Below are 19,790 nucleotides of genomic sequence, written 5' to 3'. Positions count from 1 at the left end.
GTTTCGATAGCTATTGGAGTTATTTCAATATTTAATATTATTGACATAAAAGATGAACGAGACCATAGCCTGACGAAACCACTGAACAGACCAACGAATTATGAATACAATTTTAAATTGTTACTAAATGAACATTTTGTTAGAATGTGTTATATTCTAGTAAAATTTATAGCTTACTAATTATCTAAAGTATTTTTGCCGGCAATTTAATTTAAATATGAATAATCAAGACCTCCTAAACATCGCTGCGGAATTTGGCAGCCCTGTATATGTATATAATGCTGAAAAAATTGAATCTCAATACAACAGGCTCACTTCAGCATTCAAACAGGTGGAAAGCCTCAGAATTAATTATGCTGTAAAGGCACTTTCTAACATTTCTATCCTGAAATTATTTAAAAAATTAGGATCGGGCTTAGATACCGTTTCAATTCAGGAAGTAAAATTAGGACTAAAAGCCGGGTTCGAACCTTCAAAAATAATCTACACGCCTAATGGGGTTTCTTTAGAAGAAATTGAAGAAGTTACCACGTTGGGAGTACAAATTAATATCGACAATCTTTCTATTTTAGAGCAATTTGGAACCAGACATCCAAAAATTCCTGTTTGTATTCGTATCAATCCGCATGTAATGGCCGGTGGAAATAGTAATATTTCGGTAGGTCATATAGATTCTAAATTTGGAATTTCTATTCATCAAATTCCGCATTTATTGCGAATTGTGGAAAATACTGGAATGAACATCAATGGAATTCACATGCATACAGGAAGTGATATTTTAGATATTGAGGTATTTTTATATGCTTCAGAAATATTGTTTGAAACAGCGAAACATTTCCCAGATCTAGATTTCATCGATTTTGGCAGCGGATTTAAAGTGCCATATAAGCCCGGAGATATCGAAACCAATATTGAAGAATTAGGCGAAAAATTAAGCGAGCGATTTATAGATTTTTGTACACAATATGGAAGAGACCTCACGTTGGCTTTTGAACCGGGAAAATTCTTGGTAAGTGAGGCCGGAAAATTTATTGCGAAGGTTAATGTTATAAAACAAACCACTTCCACCGTTTTTGCAGGAGTAGATTCTGGATTTAATCATTTAATTAGACCGATGCTTTATGGCTCCCAGCATGAGATCAGCAATGTTTCTCATCCCGATGGGAAAGAGCGATTCTACTCGGTAGTAGGATATATCTGTGAAACCGACACCTTTGCTACCAATAGAAGAATTGCCGAAATAAAAGAAGGAGACCTTCTTAGTTTTAATAATGCCGGAGCTTATTGTTTTACCATGGCCAGCAACTACAATTCTAGATATCGCCCTGCGGAAGTACTTTGGTATAATAAAGAGGCGCATCTAATTAGAAAAAGGGAAGTTTTTGAAGATCTCATTCAAAATCAAGTAGAAATTGAATTATAAATTAGTATGCTTCAGCATTAAAACCTGAAGCTTTTTAGTTTTTATCACTAAATTGAACTCAGTACATTAGATAAGACCAAAAATGTACAGTGTATTCATTTAAATTTCAACTATTATAAACTTCCTTAATTATGAATTTCAAATTACCACTTTTTATACTTCTCGTCTGTTTCAGTATTTCTATTAGCTCTGCTCAAAAACTATCTAAAAAAAGAAAAAAAAGATTCTTAGCAGTATAGAAAATAACAATGCAGAGGCTATTGCTTTTTTGGAAAAAGTGGTGAATATTAACAGTGGGACATTAAATGCCAAAGGTGTTAAAGAAGTGGGAATGTTATTCCAGCAGGCTTTTAATGATATAGATTTTAAAACCCGTTGGGTAGAAATGCCGGAAGAGATGAATAGAGCCGGGCATCTTTTTGCCGAAACTTCTGGAGATAAAGGAAAAAAATTATTGCTAATTGGCCATTTGGATACTGTTTTTGAAGAAGATAGTCCTTTTCAGAAATTCAAAAAAATAAATGATAGTATTGCCCATGCTCCTGGTGGAAACGATATGAAAGGCGGCGACGTTATCATTCTATTTGCTTTAAAAGCATTACATGAAAACGGTCTTTTAAAGGATGCTCAAATAATAGCTGCTTTTACTGGAGATGAAGAAAGCACTGGAAAACCTCTTAGCATTAGTAGGAAAGATTTAATTGAAGCGGCTAAGAGAAGTGATATTGCTTTAGGATTTGAAACCGCCACGGGATATAATAATGTAACTATTGCGCGAAGAGGTTCTTCTGACTGGGAAGTAGAAGTTAAAGGAAAGCGGGCACATTCCTCCGGAATTTTTAGTGAAGATACCGGTGCCGGAGCCATTTTTGAAATGTCGCGGATTTTAAATGCCTTTTATACCGATGTGAAAGGAGAAGAGTATCTCACCTTTAATCCAGGAGTATTAGTAGGTGGAACTTTTGCTGAAATAGACGATTTAACCAGCAAGGGAACTGTTTTTGGGAAAACAAATGTAGTAGCTCAAAAAGCGATTGTTAAAGGAGGACTGCGATTTATTTCTGAAGAACAAAAAGAAAACGCGAGAAATAAAATGAGAGAAATTGTTTCCAATAATTTACCACAAACTTCTGCAGAAGTCAAATTTACAGATAGCTATCCGGCCATGGCACCAACAAAAGGAAATGAAGACTTGCTGGAAGTTTTTAGCAATGTAAGTGAAGCTTTGGGACAAGGAAAGGTAGCAGCATATGATCCTTCCAAACGTGGAGCGGCAGACATCTCTTTTGTAGCATCCTATGTAGATGGCTTGGACGGTTTAGGAACCATGGGAAATAATGCTCATACCCCTGAGGAAACCGTAAATTTAAATACGATAGAAAATCTTACGAAGCGTGCCGCCATTTTAATTTATAGACTTTTAAACACCAAGTAAAATTAGATCTTAGACTGTTGTATCCCTAAGGTTTGGTTAAATCTATTTTTGAAAACCTCTAATATTGATACCTTGCACTAAAATCCACATTTCCCTGCTATGTATTATATTTTACACCTTCCAGATGAACTTGAAAATGTAGCAGACCTCATTATTCCATTATTCGAAAAGGTAAATTACACCTTACTTTCATTTCCTTTAGAAGAAGAATTTTTATTTGATGAGGAAGATCTTGTAATCCTATATTTACCAGATTCAGGAATTAAAAAAATATTACCTGCGGCGGCCAATAAAAAGTGGCCTTTAGGTATCCTACCGCATCCTGAAGCTACAAAAGCAATAAATGGCTTAGGGCTTTCAGAAAATTTAGAAGAAGCAGTTAAGGAGATTTTAGACACGCCAGAGCTGCAGTTATTGGATCTGCTAATTTGCAATCATATTCCTGTACTTCAATCTGTAAACGTTGGCGATGTTTTTATTTTTTCAGAAGAAAAAGAGCACACAGGATTTATAACAGAAGTATATAATTTTTTCAGAAATATTAGAAAAGCATCAGGACTTTCCCATAGTCCATTTTTATTAAGTGCAGATGGAGAAAAAATTATTCAAACTTCTGCATTGGGAATTATTGCTGTAGAACATGCTGCAGGTTCTGTAATTTCCAAAAGATTAATTAAGAATAGCGCCATGAACGATGGCAAATTTCAGACTCTTATTCTGGCGCCTCAAAATATTCTTCAGTTATTTTTATTTCTATTTAAAAGTTTGTTGCCCAACCCTAAAGCCATGGCTCAGGTTCCCGAATTTATAGGGCAAATAAAATCTTCCAATTTAAAAATTGAAGGTGAAAGCACAATTGACTTTTCTATAGATGGAGAAACCATGAGTGCCAAAATAATTGAGATCGAGGTAGAAAAAGAACAATTATCACTTTGTCAAAAAAGCATTTTTGGATTTGAAAAAGAGGGAGCAGACGGCAAGAAGAGCTTAAAAATAGAGCGTTTACCTACAGGGGAACGTCGGGATGAATTAATTAAGCGGAAACTACCAATTTGGCCAAGAGCGACAACCGAAGAATTTCAGGACCTATTTAAGGTGCTAAAAGAAAATGCCAAATTATCCTCCTCCTTTTTGGTTATGATGATTCTGGCTACCCTTATTGCGACCTTCGGACTTTTTGGTGACTCTTCCCCTGTTATTATTGGAGCTATGATCTTGGCGCCCATCATCTCTCCAATTGTATCTTTTTCTATGGGAATGGTGCGCTACGACACAAATCTGTTGAAAACAGGAATAGTTACCATTTTAATTGGTACCGCTGTGGCATTACTATTTGCGGCAGCTGTTAGTTTAATAATTCCTCTTAAGATATTAACCGGAGAAATAGATGCCCGCCTCACACCTAACCTTTTAGATATGGGAATTGCTGTGGCATCTGGAATTGCTGCAGCCTACGCGCATGCCAAGGAGGGAATTGCAAAAAGTCTTGCAGGAGTTGCTATTGCGGTTGCGCTAGTACCTCCATTGGCTGTCGCCGGAATTGGCGTTGGTTGGTGGGACTGGGAAGTTTTCTCCGGTGCATTTCTTCTTTATTTAACCAACCTTGCCGGTATAATTATGTTTGCCGGAATTACCTTTTTGATTTTAGGATTTGCTCCGTTTAGACGTGCTAGAATGGGGCTTATTTACACTTTAGTGATCATTGCATTGGTTATGGTTCCTCTTTCGCTATCTTTTAATAGGATTAAACAAGAAGCTAGAATCACCTCCAAACTGGAAGGAACAAATTTTGACGATATTTATCTACGAGATGTAAAAGTGAGAACCGGAAAACCTTTGATGGTCTCATTAAAACTTGTTAGCCCCGAAGCCATAGATGCCAAAGAAATGGCCAATATAAAAGTGGAAATTGAAGAGAAGATAGGGCAGCCAATAATTCTTGAAGTTATTTCGGCAATAGAATTTTAAAGAATTATTTTTGAATTCTTTAAAATTGGTACCATGTTTAAAACCTTAGATCAGAAAAATTGGAACAGAAAAGAACATTTTGAGTTTTTTTCCACATTCGACGAGCCTTTTTTTGGGATAGTTTCTGAAGTAGATTGCACGAAAGCCTATAAATTCTCTAAAAATAACAAGCGCTCTTTTTTTGCACATTATTTACACAAAACTTTAATGGCAGTTAACGAGATTGAGGAATTCAAATATCGGATTTCAAATGATGAAGTTATTATTTGCGAGCCCGTACATTCTGCAGCAACAATCGCCAGAACAGATGGGACGTTCGCTTTTTCTTTTGCTGAATTTGATACAGATTTTTCCATATTTCAGAAGAGCTTGAAAAAAGAGATCGAAGAAGTGCAAAATTCAACTGGACTTAGATTTAACGATGACGCAAAACGTTTGGATAGCATCCATATTTCTTCTTTTCCGTGGCATAAGTTAACCGGTCTAACACATTCCAGAAACTTTAAACACCCGGACAGTGTCCCCAAGATTACATTCGGTAAGATGTATTCATTAGATAACAAATGTAAATTGCCCCTTGCTATTAATGTGCATCACGGACTAATGGATGGTTTTCATGTAGCAAAATTTCTCGAAAAATTTCAGGAGCTGCTAGATTCAGAATAATAGTGAACTACTAAACCTTTGTAATTATTAGCGTTTTTAAAGTAATCATTTTAGATTTTTTTACCAAATCTTCAACATTGCTTAAAAAAGTGTTAATTTTAACTTTTAGAATTAATTTTCATTATTTATTTCACACTATATCAAGTTATTAACTAATCTAAATTACAAAGCACTATGAAAATTTTAAAAATTATAGGAATCGCGTTATTAATTATAATTGGAATTCCTCTTATTCTGGCACTTTTTGTTTCTAATGATATGAATTATGAAAAATCTATAGATATAAATGCGCCGATCGAAGTAGTTTGGGAAAATGTAAATAGCCTTTCTGATATGGATAAATGGAGCCCTTGGAACGATTACGACCCTAATATGAAGAAAGAATTTAGCGGGACAGATGGGGAGATTGGTGCAAAACAGTCTTGGGACAGCGAGGTAGAAGAGGTAGGAAAAGGAAGCCAAACCATTGCTAAGCTTGATGCGCCCAACTTAATTGAAACAGATCTTGTGTTTTATTCGCCTTATGAGAGCGAAGCAAAAGCCTACGTAAAATTAAAAGAAAAAGGGAATGTAACCACAGCCACCTGGGGATTCGATAGCGAAATGCCCTATCCTTTTAATGTGATGCAACTGTTTACCGATATGGAAGAAATGATGGATAAGGATTGGAATAATGGTTTAACGAAACTAAAAAAGTTAAGCGAAAATTAGACTTTTCTTTTTAATTAGAATAAGAAAATGCTCCACGAATGGGGCATTTTTCTATTTGTAGTTTTTTTGATTTCTATAAAATCAAAAGATTCTAGTTTAATATTGAGCCAAACCTACATTCACTATATTTGGCATCTAAAAAAAACAACATGAAATATACCTTCTTAACATTTATTCTTACACTTTTTATTGCCTGCGACAGCAATGATAATGGAAATGAGTCTGTGGATTTTAAAGCTCAAAATGAAGTAGATATCACAGCGTATATAACCGATAAGAATTTAAACGCCCAAAAGAGCGACTCAGGTTTGTACTATGTTATCAACGAAGAAGGAACCGGAGAGCGACCAACCTCAACTTCTAACGTTACCGTGGCGTATAAAGGTTATTTCTTAAATGGATCTGTATTCGACCAGAGCAATGCTAATGGAATAAGTTTTGGCCTACAGCAAGTAATAAAAGGCTGGACAGAAGGGATCACCTATTTTAAGGAAGGAGGATCGGGATTGTTATTAGTTCCTGCTCATTTAGGATATGGAAACAATGATTTTCGTGGAATTCCGGGCGGTTCGGTATTGATATTTGAGATCGATTTGATCTCGGTAAATTAGAATCTTTAGGACAAAATTTTCCCGAATTGGAAAATCTAAAATTTAACTCCTATCAGGTTCTTCTTTGGTATGGGTTATTTTTTTTGATCTTATATCTGTTTAACTTTAGAATACATTGCAAAAGTTAGAACAGACTGTTTAACTCTTCTATCTTTGCAACAAACTCGAGAAAATGTTGGATTTCATTATTGTTGGTAGCGCACAAGCCGGCCTAAGTATGGCTTATCACTTAAAGCAAATGGGGAAATCTTTTCTCGTGGTTGATAAGGAAGATAAGATTGGAGAATCTTGGCTGAGTAGATGGGACTCTTTAAAGCTTTTTACACCCACAGAGTTCAATCATTTAGAAGGAATGGAGTTTCCATCTCCTAAGGGTCATTATCCGAATAAATATGAAGTAGCTGCCTATTTTGAAGCTTATGTAGAAAAATTTGAAATTCCCGTTCAATTTAATACGCTTATCACTTCAATAGAAAAGAAGAAAGGAGTTTTTAGATTAAAACATGAAGATGGTGAGTTAAAGTGCGCGAATGTTATTATTGCTACCGGCCCTTTTCATACTCCCTATACTCCCCCATTTTCAGTTAAGGTCAGCAAAAAAGTAAGGCAGATACATAGTAACTATTATAAAAATCTGGATCAACTTCAAGAAGGAGATGCTTTAGTGGTAGGCGGAGGAGATTCTGGATTTCAGATCCTAGATGAGGTTTCTCGAAAAGGAAAAAAAACATTTTTTGCAGGACCTTCTGATGCTAAAACATTACCGCAGGAAATCTTAGGAAAGACATTATGGTGGTGGTTTACAAAAACCGGTTTTTTAAGCTACAGCAAACACTCTTGGATTGGTAAGTTAATTGCAAATAGACCTCAGCCAATTATAGGACTTGACATCAAGGAAATACTAAATAGAGAGAATGTGATTCCCGTTGGCAGGGCTTTAAATGCCGATGGAAAAACTATGACCTTTGAAATGGATGAGGTTTCAACTATTAAAAATATAGTTTGGGCAACCGGCTACAGGCCTAATTTTAACTGGATTCAAGGTTTAGAATTAGATAAAAAAGGGTATCCAAAAAACAAAAGAGGCGTAAGTGCTATAATGGGTCTTTACTTTATAGGTCTTCCTTGGTTGCATACCCGAGGCTCTGCTACCTTGGGAGGTGTTAAAAAAGATGCAGCTACATAGCCAAGAATATAGCGAAGCAAGAAGCTAAAATGATTTCAGAACCTGTATTAGCTTCATAATAGATTGTATTACTTCTTAGGTTCTGGTTTCTGGTTTCTTTAAAATAGATTGAAAATTCTTTTTTTAAGCTTGAAGTATCATTTTCGATGATAGTCAATTTCTTCAAAACATACATGATATAAAAACAAAAAACTGCCCCATTTCTGGAGCAGTTTTTTTTTAATACTTATTATTTAAAGGAGCTTAGAAAATATATCTAAGACCTACTTGCATTTGCCATCTAGACTCTAAACTAAAGTCGTTTGCAAAAGTGCTTCTTTGTGATGGATCAAAACTATATATCGGAGTATTAGTGTCGTCTACAGAAACTCCAAGAGGTTGGTCGTTCACAGGAACTTCAATGACACCCCAATCAGAATTAATTAAGTTTCCGAAGTTTAACACATCTAAACTCAATTGAATTGTGTTAGTACCGGTTCCAACTTTAAAGTCGTAATCCTGCAAGAATTTCACATCCCAACGTCCTCTCCAAGGGCTTAATACAGCATATTTTTCTGCATAATCTCCTCTTCTATCTCTTAGGTATTCATCCTGCTGAATATAAGATTCGAAAGCAGCTCTTTGCGCTTCTTGCTCCGCATCTGTTCCAGTAAAGTTATATCCTGAAAGATCAGATTGTGTTGGTATATAGATCAAATCGTTTAATACAGATCCGTCATTATTGATATCTCCTGAATACGTGTAAGAGAATCTTCCTCCTTGAGCGTACTCGTAAAATGCACCAATAGATGTTCTCCATTGTTTGTTTTGACCATAACTGAAGGATTTGTTCAATTGTCCAACAATTCTATGTTTATCTCCATAACGAGAAGTAGAACTTACTGCTCTGTTTACATTTCCTAAAGCAGGGTTTCTATCGTAAGCATCACTAGAAATCTCAGCATCTAAAGAACTTGCATCTTCTGCCTCTAAATAGTTATAAGCGATAGTTGCAAAAAGTCCGTTACTGAAAGTCTTTTGTAATTTGAAAGACCAGTTAAAAGAGTAACCAACATCTGTATTAGAGAATACATATGCATTTGTTACACCACCAAATTCATTCAATGCTCTATCAGAGTTCAAATAGATCATTCTATTATCGGCACCGTTTAATGTTCCTGTTGGTGTTGCTAACCCGTAATTTCTTACCATTTGAGAATTTACATCTCTTGTGTAGATAATGTCTGTAGTTGCAAGGATTCCATTTTCAAACTTATAGTCTAAACCTAAATTACTTCTCCAAACCTGTGGAAATTGAAAATCTGGTGCAGATGTAGTGTAAAAGAAGAAATTAGGATTCGCTACCTGGTTTCCAATCCATACAAATGGTAAACGACCTGTAAAGATCCCTGTTCCACCTCTAAGCTGAACCGTTTTATCTCCTTTAATATCATAATTGAAACCTAATCTTGGAGAGAATAATAATTTCTTAGAAGGAAGATCCAAACTGTTCAATTTGGTTTCATTTCCATTCTCATCGAAATATGTAATATTTGGTTGGTAGTTTCCTTCAGGGAATGTCCCACCTGCAGATCTATCTATATTTTCTTGAATCTTATCCTGAGTATCAAAATATAATGGCTGATCTACTCTTAAACCGTAAGTCAACGTAAATTTATCTGTAGCTTTCCATTTATCTTGTGCATAAAATGCCAATTGCCCAACGTTTGTTTCAGCTAAAGCCCATGTTCCATTTGCATTGTTAGTATCAAAAGTGCTTTGTGCGTTTGCTAAAGCTGCTGCAATCGTTCCATTGTTAACGGCTTCTTCAAAACTTCCGGCTCCACCTCTAACACTTGTAAAAGCATCGAAAAATGTACTTACCGGACCTTGTCCTGCTTCCGCATTCCCACCAAAATCGTATAATCCTAAGTTAAACGAGTTATCGAATTCAAATTTTTCGAAACTACCACCTACAGTAATTGTGTGATTTCCAAGAATGAAGTTTAAGTTATTTGTAACCTGATACACCTTTTGTTCCAACCTATTGTTGATAGAGAAAGGCTCATGTCCAGCAACTATATAACGAACTCCATCTTCTTGAATATTAATTGGAGGTGCCGGTGCAGAGAAAGGATCTCTACTATCATCAAATTTAGTATAACCTACCTGTAACTTATTTGTGATCGTTCCAGAGAAGTTCGAGTTTAATTCTATTAAGTAAGAATCTATTTTATTGTTGATTCTATATCCAGAATTTCTAAATTGTAAAGTTGTTAAATCTGGTCCTCTACGTCCAATAGCTTCTCTGTTTGCAGGTAAATCTCTAGAAGCATCCAAGAAGTTATAAATAAAAGCCAAACGGTGCTTATCAGATACATTCCAGTCTAATTTTATAAGACCTTTTGTAGATTCTGTTTCGTGCGTAAATCCTTCGTAAGGTCCAGTTTCGTATCCTAAGTTTCCTAATTGAGTAGAAACAAAGTCAAGATCGTCTGCTGTAACTCTAGATACGTTAGATCCCGATAATCCCGGACGAGATGCTAAAAAGTTAGATCCTAGATCTTCTCTATCATCTTTTTCGAAGTTACCAAATACAAATAATTTGTTTTCGATAATTGGTCCACCAACACTAACTCCATATTGAGCTTGAGTAAGGTCCGGAACAAAAATATCGTCTCCGGCAACTTTACTTCCTGTCATATCTTCGTTACGGTAGAACCCGTATACAGTCCCTTTCCAATCGTTAGTTCCACTTTTAGTAACTGCATTTACAGAAGCTCCTGTAAAACCAGCTTGAGTAACATCGTAAGGTGCTGTAGATACTTGAATTTGCTCTATTGCATCTAAAGATACCGGCTGAGCATTTGTTTGTCCACCTGGAGTAGCTGCATCCAATCCAAATGGATTGTTGAAAATAGATCCATCCAAACTAAAATTATTGAACTGGTCATTTCTACCTCCAAAAGAACCATTGCTAGAAGCAGTTGGCTCTAATCTGTAAAAATCTGCTGCAGATCTTGTAATAGATGGCAATGTTTTTAATTCTCTACTTCCAATGTTTGTCTCTGCACCCGTACGGTCACTATTAATAACAGCATTTTTTTCACTGCTAATAACAACCGCGTCTAAAGCAGTAGCATCTGCAGACATGGTAACATCCATATTAAATGTTTGTCCCAGTCTAAGATCTACATCTGTTAAAACATAATCTTTAAATCCAACAAAACTTACGGTAACCGTATAAGGACCACCAATTCTCAAGTTTAACATGTTAAATCGTCCGTCAAAATTTGTCACCGCTCCGTATACAGTCCCAGTAGGCATGTGCACCGCTTTTACATTAGCGCCCGGAAGTACAACATTCTGATCTTCATAAATAATACCACTAATCTCAGCTGTAGTTACCTGAGAAAAACCAGATAAAGACAGTAAAACAGCAGTTACAAATAAAAGTAAATTGTGTTTCATTTTTAATTTTTTGATTGTTGTGTTACGTTGTTAATATTTTGCAAAAATACTGCAAATTTATTTAATTGAAATCTAAATATTTGAAATTCTAAGCCTCATTTATCTCCATCAATTTCATTAAATTTATATTCGATTTGTTTCACAATTAACTGGTTTAAAACTACTTATATGAAAAATTTTGATTGGAGTCAATTTTCGAGAAAGATAGCTGTGAAGACAGACATGCAAAAAATTTATGATGCGTGGACGATTCCTGCTGAAATAGAGAAGTGGTTCTTGAGCAAAACCACTTATTACGATGCAAACGGAAAAAAATTAGATAAAAAAAACGCATGTTACTGAAGGTGCGTCTTACGAATGGTCTTGGTATTTGTATGATGCCGTAGAGAAAGGTAAAATCAAAAAAGCAAACGGAAAAGATCACTTACAATTTACCTTTGCGGGAGATTGTTTGGTAGATGTGCTTCTTACAAAGAAAGACGAATTTACGATTGTAGAGCTCACCCAAAAAAACATTCCTACAGATGAAGATTCTAAAAAGAATGTGAGATTGGGTTGCGATTCCGGATGGGCTTTTTATATGGTAAATCTAAAATCAATATATGAAGGTGGATTAGATCTAAGAAATAAGGAAGAAAAATTAAAAGGGATGTTGAATAGTTGATTTAATCAAAACTCTAATTTCCTAAAAGGTCACATCGAGCGGAGTCGAGATGCTTTTGCAGCTTATTCGATTGCGCTCAGGATTTCAAAAATATTAAATCGAATAAATTTTTAAGTGATTATTTCAGAGGCTATTTTTCAAAAATTAATTTACGTTTCGGTAAATCATTGTCCTATTTTAGTATCTTCAGCTGTCTTATATATAAACATTTATGAAAGAATTTTTATTGATCCTTAAAGGAGACGGCATGAACCATATGTCTCAAGACGAATTACAAAGCATCATGGCAAATTATAAATCTTGGGTTGCAGAGCTTGGAGAGAATTATATCGGCGGCCAACGTTTGGAAGATTCCGGAGCTTTACATAAAGCAAAAGACCAAAAAATAGCAACGGACGGTCCGTTTTTAGAGTCTAAAGAAATTATAGCCGGCTACTTTATCATTCAGGCAGAAAATTTAGAGGCAGCAAATAAAATTGCACAATCTTCTCCCCACCTTGGTCCTTACCAAATAGAAGTAAGACCTTTTGCGTATCCTAAAATGAATTAGATTTTAAACAAAACTTATAAAAAAAAACTCCCAATTAGCATTTTACTAATTGGGAGTTTTCATCTTACCAGGGTTGCCCTGCTCCATTTTCGCAATAGCTTACTAAGCTTTGCACAAAATGATCCCATCCGCCTTTGGTCATTTCAAAAGCTTCGTGCCCTTTCCATTTTTCATCAAAACCTCCATGTGTAAATACTACAGTACAGCCTTCAGAAGTTTCAGAAATCTCTGTGCTTATCTTAGTTTGTAACCATGCCGGGTTTGCATTTTCTATACATTCCCAAACCACTTTTTTCTTCGGCTCTAATTTTAAAGTTTCAAAACCCATTTCAACAATGTTTCCTTCTTTATTGAACTTAAGAATAGATTTTTCACCTTCCTTTTCTCCAACCGTACAGTCCTTAGACCACCAACCTTGAATTCCGTCTTTTGTAGAAACCGCATCGCAAATAGTTGCTGCAGATGCTTTGATAATTAAATTGTGCTTAATGTCCATTTTTTGTATTTTTAAGTTGTTATTAGTGTTTCTATCCTTATAACACCTGAAATTCCCATTTTAGGACAAGAATCCTAAAAAAAACTACCCTATATTTATTCCAATTAAAGTTCATGAAATTTTTAAATGATAATACTTAGTATGAAAAGCCTTAAATCACCTTTATTTTTTTTACTTCTAATAATAGGATTATCGATTTCCTGCAAATCGGAATCTGATGATTTTGAAATTGGTTTAAACGAAAGCATCTATCATGACGATTTCGAATATGTGGTAACAGATTATAAAGTCTTGCCGATAGATGAATATACCAGCAGGTATAGAATTAATTTTAAAGTAATTAATAATGCAGAAGTTGTAGAACATACCTGGAACAATTCCATCGCATATATTGTAGATTCCAAAGGAAATATCTATAACAACAACAAAGAGCTTCAAATTAAACTAAATGACAGAGAACCTTTTGGATGGAAAAACGAATATCACACCCATCCAAAATCTGAAGAATCTACTATCTTGATCTTCGATCTACCAAAGAAAGTAGACCAGCCTTACTTAAAAGTGAGTGGGAAATTTTTAATGGGAGATGTGTTGGATCTTAGCAAATACAAAAAAATGAAAGTGAAATTGTTTTAATAAAATTTCATTTTTTCGCTAGGATAAAGCCAGTTTTAAAATAATCTTCTCTAAAATTTAATTTTTTATCACGTTAAAATATGAGCATTCAAGTAAAAGTTATAGATCACGTATTGCGACCCGTAGAAAAGGTATTTAATAGCATTGTAGATCCAACTCAGATAACAAAATATTTTGTGTCTGATGCCAATGACAAACTTGTTGAAGGAAACAAAGTTTCTTGGGAATTTAAGGACTATAATGTAAAACTGAATGTAGAGGTATTAAAAGTGATAGAAAACGAGCAAATCATTTTCGATTGGGAAGCGAGTGGTAATAAAGCGAGAGTTTCCATGTCTTTCTCTTCTGAAGAAGAAAACAAAACAAAACTTGTTATAACTGAAGACTTTTTTGAAACGAATGAAGAAGGAATTGCCAAAGCACTTCAGCAAACTCAAGGCTGGACAGATTTTATTTGTTCTCTAAAGGCTTATTTATATACAGGCATTAACCTGAGAAACGGAAAAATGAACTAAAATGCAAATAAAAGCAGCTTCACCAGACGAATATTTAGAGAAGATTCCCGAGGATCGCAAAGAAGCTATGTCCAAATTAAGGACAGTTATAAAAATGAATTTGCCAGAAGGTTTTCAAGAAACCATGAGTTATGGCATGATTGGTTACGTGGTGCCGCATACATTATACCCAGCCGGTTATCATTGTACTCCAGAACTTCCACTCCCATTTATGAATATTGCCTCGCAGAAAAATTTTATTGCAGTATATCACTCCGGAATTTATGCAGATAAAAATTTACTAGACTGGTTCGTAAGCGAATTTCCTAAACATAGCAAATTAAAACTCGATATGGGAAAAAGTTGTATTAGGTTTAAAAAGCCAGAGCATATACCTTCGAGCTAATTGGCGAACTAGCTTCAAAAATGACTGTCCAAGAATGGATCGAAATGTACGAATCTAAGGTAAAACGATAGTTTTATTTTTTAACTATAAGTAAAAACCCACTTAAAATTAAATTTCATCAACCCTAAATTACATTTTAAACATATTTAAAAATAATGTTCTAAATTTATAGTCTTAGCATTTATAAATTCCCTACAAAATTTAAAGTATGTATAAATACGGACTTAGCGTAAAATTCAAATCCACTGAAGGCAATGGAGAGAAACTCTCGTCTATTTTATTAAAAGCTTCAGAATTAGTTTCAACAGCAAAAGGCTGTCAATTATATTTAGTAAGTATAGATAGTGAAGATTCAGATATGGTTTGGACCACAGAAATATGGGATTCCAAAGAAGACCATGCTAATTCCTTAGCTATTATGGGAGTAAAAGAGCTTATTTCTCAAGCGATGCCCCTACTTGCTACCCCACCCGAAAAATGTAAGGAAATCAAAATATTAGGCGGTTATGGGATTAATCCCTAATTAAATTTTCTCCCTGTTATTTTATCCAACCCCATTTTAATTGAAATAATAAAAAGCAAAGAAACTAGGTCCAAACGGCTAATGTGATTTTGAGAATTATTACTGAAAATTTGAAATGCGCCACAGAGGTTTATATTCCTCATGAGGTATTAAATAACAAGATATGAACAATACAACAAACTCATTAAATTGGTTCGAAATTCCGGCCACCAATATTAATCGAAGTAAGGAGTTTTACGAAAAGATCTTTTCTATAGAAATGTCGCTGAATGAAATGCACAATTCTATAATGGCATTTTTTCCATGGGAACCGGGTTCCGGAAAAGCTACCGGAGCTTTAGTGCAAAGCGAAATGCATATCCCGTCTAAAGAGGGTTCTATAATTTATTTAAATGCCAATCCTAATTTAGATCCTGTTTTGGAGCGGGTAGAAAAAGCCGGCGGAAAAGTTTTAGTGCCAAAAACAGATATCGGAGAACATGGCTTTATCGCATTTATAGAGGATACCGAAGGAAATAAGGTAGGCATTCATTCTCAGGAATAACAACATTTCTTTACCCTGTCTTCACCATAAACTTGCTTCAGGGTCTAGCTTTTAGTCCGACGAAGGAGGATTTCTTGGCAGAAAAATTCTGTTCCATTGAGATCCTTCACTGCATTCAGAATGACATTCGAGTTCAATATTCTTTATGACCTTTCAAGGGTCTTTTTAAGGTCCAAGTGTCATCCCGACGGAGGAGGGATCTCTTGATAACAGGAGCTCTGATCTAATGATTTAACTTTCCCTTAGAATTTATGTTCACAAAAATGCTAACTTCATCATCAATATTATTTTACACAAAATGAATGTACGCGCAATTTGGAGTTATTACATCGATATTAATATCGTAAATCTCGTGTTTTCAATTTTCATTATGTATTTATTAGATAATAGGTATTGGGGAATCTTCATGTTTTGCACTCTAGGAATTTTTGTAGGTCGTTATGCCTTTCGTTATTTTAAAAATAACGAGTACAATCTATATTTCAATCTTGGTTTTAGTAAATTGAAATTGCTGAAAATAGTTTGGATCCTCAATCTTATGGTTGCAATCCCATTACTTGTAATCGCTTTAGCCATATAAAATATGAGTCATCTTTTAGAGATAAGTGGCGCTTACAAGTCTTTCGGCAAAAAAAAGAATTCTGGAAAATATTGCTTTTGAAGTAAAAACAGGAGATATATTAGGCATCTTCGGAAGAAACGGAAGTGGAAAATCTACACTTTTGAAAATGATGTTCGGCAGTTTACCCGCAAATCATATCCAGATAAAATATAATTCAGAAATTATTGATGCCCACGAAATAATTCCCCGCCAACTTATTGGTTATTTACCACAAGACAGTTTTTTACCGAAAGGAACAAAGGTTAGAGATATTATCCCGCTATTTTGTGATGATGAAGAGAAGCAAAACAAGGTTTTCTATGCTCCCGGTGTTTCTAAATTCGATCATACTAAAATCGGCAAGCTATCTATGGGACAATTAAGATATCTGGAAACATTGTTGGTAGGATCTCTGGATCATCCATTTATCATGCTGGACGAACCTTTTTCGATGTTAGAACCACTTTACAAAGAACTTCTAAAAGAGCTTTTAAAGAACTTAAGTAAAACTAAAGGTATTATTGTAACAGATCACTATTACCGTGATGTTCTAGATATTACTCAATCTAATTTTCTTCTGAAAAATGGACAGAAAATAGAGATTTCAGAACCTTTGGACTTAATTAATAATGGATATATTACATCACATTAACAACTTCAGCTTATATAAAATAGAAAGTATTCCGGATAGTTAATCTAAGATTTTTTCAACTTTACATGTACATCTTCAGTCTCAATCCTAGACAACAGTTCCAGTTTACCTTCCTCAAATAATTCGTCTAACTGACAAAGATCCGTGTTAAAATCTTCTTGCGTATAATTTTTATAATCTACAAAGCGAATTCCTTCAATTACGCGAGGATTATAGGCTTCTCTAAATCTAAGTCCGCCTTCGTTTACATGAAATTTATAAGCAAGGTAATCTATGGTAAAATTCTCTTTATGGATCCAGTATAAAAACTCATCATGATGATCTGTACCACCACCGTCTTGACTAAAAGTTACTTTTAATTGGTAGTAAGGCATTCCATTAATTTCAGCATCTCCCACCATTTTCTTATTTACAGCTCTATCATTTAAACCATAAGGTAAGTGAGCAAAATAATGAACAGAATTAATGCTACCGGTGTACTTAACTACCATAGTGTCCGGCACCGTGATCAAACTATCATTTAAAAATCGCTTGTAACCCGTATTGCTCACCACATCTTTAATAGTATCTACTCCAAGAGAATCGATAATCTGGCGTTCTAAAAGAAATTCCCCGCCATTTCGAACACTTTTATATTGGTTTTCACGAAATTTAAATTCGATTGTAGCATTTCTATAGTTTTCACCACCTGCATTTTCAATGGTTTTATCGATGATTTCATCCGCAGAAAATTCCTCTTTTTCGTTCTGGCAGGAAGCAGATAGTAGAACTAAAGCAAATATTAAAAGGTATCTCATAATTCAGTTAAAATAGGCGCTAAGATAAAAAAATTAACACAACAGAAATTGTCTAATTCATAATATCACTATTTTAAGACTGCATTATTCCAAACTCCTTACACCTGATAAAATTTTTTGCCAACTTTTCAGAAAACACCGATCTCAAAACTTTACAAAATCATTATAGGAATTTCTAAAGAAACCTTCCTATTTTTGTGCCTCTATGAAGAATACCATCAACATAAAAAACCGTAAAGCGAAATTTGAATATGAATTTCTAGACACCTATGTGGCAGGCATAAAACTTGCAGGGACGGAGATTAAAGCTATTCGCTTGGGGAAAGCATCTATTGCCGAAAGTTTTTGTGAGTTTCAAAATCATGAGCTTTTTGTAATCAATATGCACGTAGAAGAGTATTCTCACGCCACGCACTTTAATCACAATCCTAAAAGTGAACGTAAATTACTTCTGAATAAAGGAGAGTTAAAAAAACTGGAAAAAGAAGTTAAGAATACAGGGCTTACTATTATCCCTATCAACCTCTTCATCAACGATCGTGGAATTGCAAAACTTAAGATCACCTTGGCAAAAGGTAAAAAGTTATACGACAAGCGGGAAACTATGAAGGACAGGGATAATAAACGCAATTTAGACCGAATTAAAAAAGACTTTAATTAAGCCTAGCTCTCATCTCTTTTATTTGGCTATTTTGCAGAGATAAAACCTCTGTTTATGAATGGTAGCTTAAAATCCCTCCTTTTTCTTTTACTTTTTTCCCAATTCACATTTGCACAAGTTATTGGAACTGTTAGAGATAGCAATGACCTGTTTCTGCCATATGTGAATATTTATACTGAGGACGGAAAATATGGAACGACTACCAACGAAGATGGCAATTTCGAACTTCGATTATCTAAAACAGGTGAATACGAATTAGTTTTTCAATTTTTGGGATATCAAACCCTCAAAAAAAAAGATCCTTGTAGATAAATTTCCTTTCCAACTAGACGTCCAATTAACTTCTGAAACTACAAATCTAGACGAGGTAACCATTGATTCCAAAGATAATCCAGCCAATAGAATCATAAGAAGTGCAATTGAAAACAGAAAGCAAAATCTTGCGAAATTAGAACAATATACTGCCAATTATTATTCCCGAGGTTTGTGGCGTATTAAAAATGCACCGGAAAAAATATTAGGACAAGAGCTTGGGGATCTCGGTGGAGGCTTGGATTCTACGCGCAGCGGAATAATCTACTTAAGTGAAACTATTTCTGAAATTACCTTTCGTGCACCCGATGATTTTAAAGAGAAAATTATAGCCTCTAAAGTAAGTGGGAATGACAATGGTTTCAGCTTAAATTCTGCTGAAGAATCTGATTTTTCCTTTTATAATAATACGATAGAAATTAATGCTGAAATAGTTTCTCCTATCGCCGATTATGCTTTCAACTATTACGATTATAAGTTAGAAGGCGTTTTTTATGATACCGAAGGTTACCTTATTAATAAGATTCTAGTAACACCCAAACGTTCAAAAGATCGAGTTTTTAGTGGCTTCATTTATATTGTAGAGGACACTTGGCAAATCTTTGGAACAGAACTAAAAACTACAGGTCAAGCAATTCAAGTGGCACCAATAGAGGAACTCACTTTTACACAAAACTTCAAATATTCTGAAGAAAACAAATTCTGGATCAAAATTAGTCAGGCGGTAGATTTTAGCTTTTCGATGTTTGGAATTGGTGGAGATGGAAGATTTACTGCGGTTTACAGTAATTATAATTTCGAGCCTCAATTTGAAAAAAGAACCTTTACCAGAGAGGTTTTAAGTTTTGCCGATGAGGCCAACAAAAAAGATTCTCTCTACTGGAACAAAATTAGGCCGGTACCATTAACTACAGAAGAGTTAACAGATTATGTGAAGAAGGATAGCATACAAGAGCTAAAAAAGTTCCAAAAAAATATCTGGATTCTGTAGATACAGCACAAAA

Annotated in this window: 22 protein-coding genes and 1 pseudogene; 20 read left to right on the top strand and 3 right to left on the bottom strand. The window is 34.7% G+C overall.

What is annotated here, in order from left to right; all coding sequences use genetic code 11:
- Window positions 1-217 precede the first annotated feature (217 nt).
- From lysA to ON07_RS02175, 7 genes are all read left to right on the top strand, one after another.
- Window positions 218-1,423, top strand: a complete 1,206-nt coding sequence (gene lysA, locus ON07_RS02205; protein ID WP_010227833.1) for a diaminopimelate decarboxylase — start codon at window positions 218-220, stop codon at window positions 1,421-1,423.
- Between the two features lie 277 nt (window positions 1,424-1,700).
- Window positions 1,701-2,858: a M20/M25/M40 family metallo-hydrolase gene (locus ON07_RS14225; RefSeq protein WP_316928064.1), complete on the top strand. Its 1,158-nt coding sequence runs from the start codon at window positions 1,701-1,703 to the stop codon at window positions 2,856-2,858.
- Window positions 2,859-2,957: 99 nt separating this feature from the next.
- Window positions 2,958-4,826, top strand: coding sequence for a TIGR00341 family protein (locus tag ON07_RS02195; RefSeq protein WP_010227831.1), 1,869 nt, complete (start codon window positions 2,958-2,960; stop codon window positions 4,824-4,826).
- A gap of 33 nt (window positions 4,827-4,859) precedes the next feature.
- Window positions 4,860-5,492, top strand: a complete 633-nt coding sequence (locus ON07_RS02190) for a chloramphenicol acetyltransferase (RefSeq protein WP_010227830.1) — start codon at window positions 4,860-4,862, stop codon at window positions 5,490-5,492.
- A 174-nt stretch (window positions 5,493-5,666) separates the two neighbouring features.
- Entirely contained in the window at window positions 5,667-6,203 is a 537-nt protein-coding gene (locus tag ON07_RS02185) for an SRPBCC family protein (RefSeq protein WP_010227828.1), read from the top strand.
- 149 nt (window positions 6,204-6,352) lie between these two features.
- Window positions 6,353-6,814, top strand: coding sequence for an FKBP-type peptidyl-prolyl cis-trans isomerase (locus tag ON07_RS02180; RefSeq protein ID WP_010227826.1), 462 nt, complete (start codon window positions 6,353-6,355; stop codon window positions 6,812-6,814).
- Between the two features lie 172 nt (window positions 6,815-6,986).
- A complete protein-coding gene (locus tag ON07_RS02175) occupies window positions 6,987-8,000 on the top strand; it encodes a flavin-containing monooxygenase (RefSeq protein ID WP_010227824.1) in 1,014 nt (337 codons plus the stop codon).
- 243 nt (window positions 8,001-8,243) lie between these two features.
- Here the strand turns inward: ON07_RS02175 and ON07_RS02165 are convergent, their stop codons facing one another.
- Window positions 8,244-11,450, bottom strand: a complete 3,207-nt coding sequence (locus ON07_RS02165) for a TonB-dependent receptor (protein ID WP_010227821.1) — start codon at window positions 11,448-11,450, stop codon at window positions 8,244-8,246.
- Window positions 11,451-11,618: 168 nt separating this feature from the next.
- On the opposite strand from ON07_RS02165, the gene ON07_RS16880 reads away from it, so the two are divergent.
- The 3 genes from ON07_RS16880 to ON07_RS02155 all read left to right on the top strand — a co-directional run bounded on the left by ON07_RS16880 (window position 11,619) and on the right by ON07_RS02155 (window position 12,664).
- The gene (locus ON07_RS16880) at window positions 11,619-11,792 is read left to right on the top strand and encodes a hypothetical protein (RefSeq protein WP_237708831.1); all 174 of its coding nucleotides are present in this window, start codon (window positions 11,619-11,621) and stop codon (window positions 11,790-11,792) included.
- 28 nt (window positions 11,793-11,820) lie between these two features.
- Window positions 11,821-12,114: an SRPBCC family protein gene (locus ON07_RS16875; RefSeq protein WP_237708830.1), complete on the top strand. Its 294-nt coding sequence runs from the start codon at window positions 11,821-11,823 to the stop codon at window positions 12,112-12,114.
- Window positions 12,115-12,325: 211 nt separating this feature from the next.
- Window positions 12,326-12,664 (top strand): YciI family protein, encoded by a 339-nt coding sequence (locus tag ON07_RS02155; RefSeq protein ID WP_010227820.1) that lies wholly within the window; start codon window positions 12,326-12,328, stop codon window positions 12,662-12,664.
- A 64-nt stretch (window positions 12,665-12,728) separates the two neighbouring features.
- On the opposite strand, the gene ON07_RS02150 is transcribed toward ON07_RS02155, so the two are convergent.
- Window positions 12,729-13,160 carry an SRPBCC family protein gene (locus tag ON07_RS02150; protein ID WP_010227819.1) on the bottom strand — a complete coding sequence of 144 codons (432 nt, stop codon included), beginning with the start codon at window positions 13,158-13,160 and terminating at the stop codon, window positions 12,729-12,731.
- Between the two features lie 141 nt (window positions 13,161-13,301).
- Between ON07_RS02150 and ON07_RS02145 the strand changes: the two genes are divergently transcribed.
- The 7 genes and pseudogenes from ON07_RS02145 (at window position 13,302) to ON07_RS14210 (ending at window position 17,016) form a co-directional block, all read left to right on the top strand.
- Window positions 13,302-13,796: a hypothetical protein gene (locus tag ON07_RS02145; protein ID WP_010227818.1), complete on the top strand. Its 495-nt coding sequence runs from the start codon at window positions 13,302-13,304 to the stop codon at window positions 13,794-13,796.
- 80 nt (window positions 13,797-13,876) lie between these two features.
- Window positions 13,877-14,311 carry an SRPBCC domain-containing protein gene (locus ON07_RS02140; protein WP_010227817.1) on the top strand — a complete coding sequence of 145 codons (435 nt, stop codon included), beginning with the start codon at window positions 13,877-13,879 and terminating at the stop codon, window positions 14,309-14,311.
- 1 nt (window position 14,312) lies between these two features.
- Window positions 14,313-14,767 (top strand): annotated as a pseudogene (locus ON07_RS14215) (DUF1801 domain-containing protein).
- A gap of 137 nt (window positions 14,768-14,904) precedes the next feature.
- Window positions 14,905-15,219, top strand: coding sequence for a putative quinol monooxygenase (locus tag ON07_RS02130; RefSeq protein ID WP_010227815.1), 315 nt, complete (start codon window positions 14,905-14,907; stop codon window positions 15,217-15,219).
- Between the two features lie 163 nt (window positions 15,220-15,382).
- Window positions 15,383-15,763, top strand: a complete 381-nt coding sequence (locus tag ON07_RS02125) for a VOC family protein (RefSeq protein ID WP_010227814.1) — start codon at window positions 15,383-15,385, stop codon at window positions 15,761-15,763.
- Between the two features lie 370 nt (window positions 15,764-16,133).
- Window positions 16,134-16,343 (top strand): hypothetical protein, encoded by a 210-nt coding sequence (locus tag ON07_RS02120; protein WP_155807113.1) that lies wholly within the window; start codon window positions 16,134-16,136, stop codon window positions 16,341-16,343.
- A 25-nt stretch (window positions 16,344-16,368) separates the two neighbouring features.
- Entirely contained in the window at window positions 16,369-17,016 is a 648-nt protein-coding gene (locus ON07_RS14210; protein ID WP_010227813.1) for an ATP-binding cassette domain-containing protein, read from the top strand.
- Window positions 17,017-17,060: 44 nt separating this feature from the next.
- Here ON07_RS14210 and ON07_RS02110 read toward each other — a convergent pair whose 3' ends face one another.
- Complete coding sequence (locus ON07_RS02110) at window positions 17,061-17,813, bottom strand: DUF6503 family protein (protein WP_010227812.1); 753 nt, start codon at window positions 17,811-17,813, stop codon at window positions 17,061-17,063.
- A 205-nt stretch (window positions 17,814-18,018) separates the two neighbouring features.
- Here ON07_RS02110 and smpB point away from each other — a divergent pair, with 205 nt between their 5' ends.
- From smpB to ON07_RS17600, 3 genes are read left to right on the top strand one after another with little or no spacing between them, the layout of a single operon-like run.
- On the top strand, window positions 18,019-18,474 hold the full coding sequence (gene smpB, locus ON07_RS02105) for an SsrA-binding protein SmpB (protein WP_010227811.1): 456 nt from the start codon (window positions 18,019-18,021) through the stop codon (window positions 18,472-18,474).
- A gap of 54 nt (window positions 18,475-18,528) precedes the next feature.
- The gene (locus tag ON07_RS17605) at window positions 18,529-18,786 is read left to right on the top strand and encodes a carboxypeptidase-like regulatory domain-containing protein (RefSeq protein WP_316928063.1); all 258 of its coding nucleotides are present in this window, start codon (window positions 18,529-18,531) and stop codon (window positions 18,784-18,786) included.
- On the top strand, window positions 18,752-19,777 hold the full coding sequence (locus ON07_RS17600; RefSeq protein WP_316928065.1) for a DUF5686 family protein: 1,026 nt from the start codon (window positions 18,752-18,754) through the stop codon (window positions 19,775-19,777). The genes ON07_RS17605 and ON07_RS17600 overlap by 35 nt, the downstream gene beginning before the upstream one ends.
- The last annotated feature ends 13 nt before the right edge of the window (window positions 19,778-19,790 follow it).

Source organism: Gillisia marina, assembly GCF_000258765.1.
GTDB classification, from domain to species: domain Bacteria; phylum Bacteroidota; class Bacteroidia; order Flavobacteriales; family Flavobacteriaceae; genus Gillisia; species Gillisia marina.
Note: the sequence above shows the minus strand (reverse complement) of the source record. Positions and strands in the feature narration are given on the sequence as shown.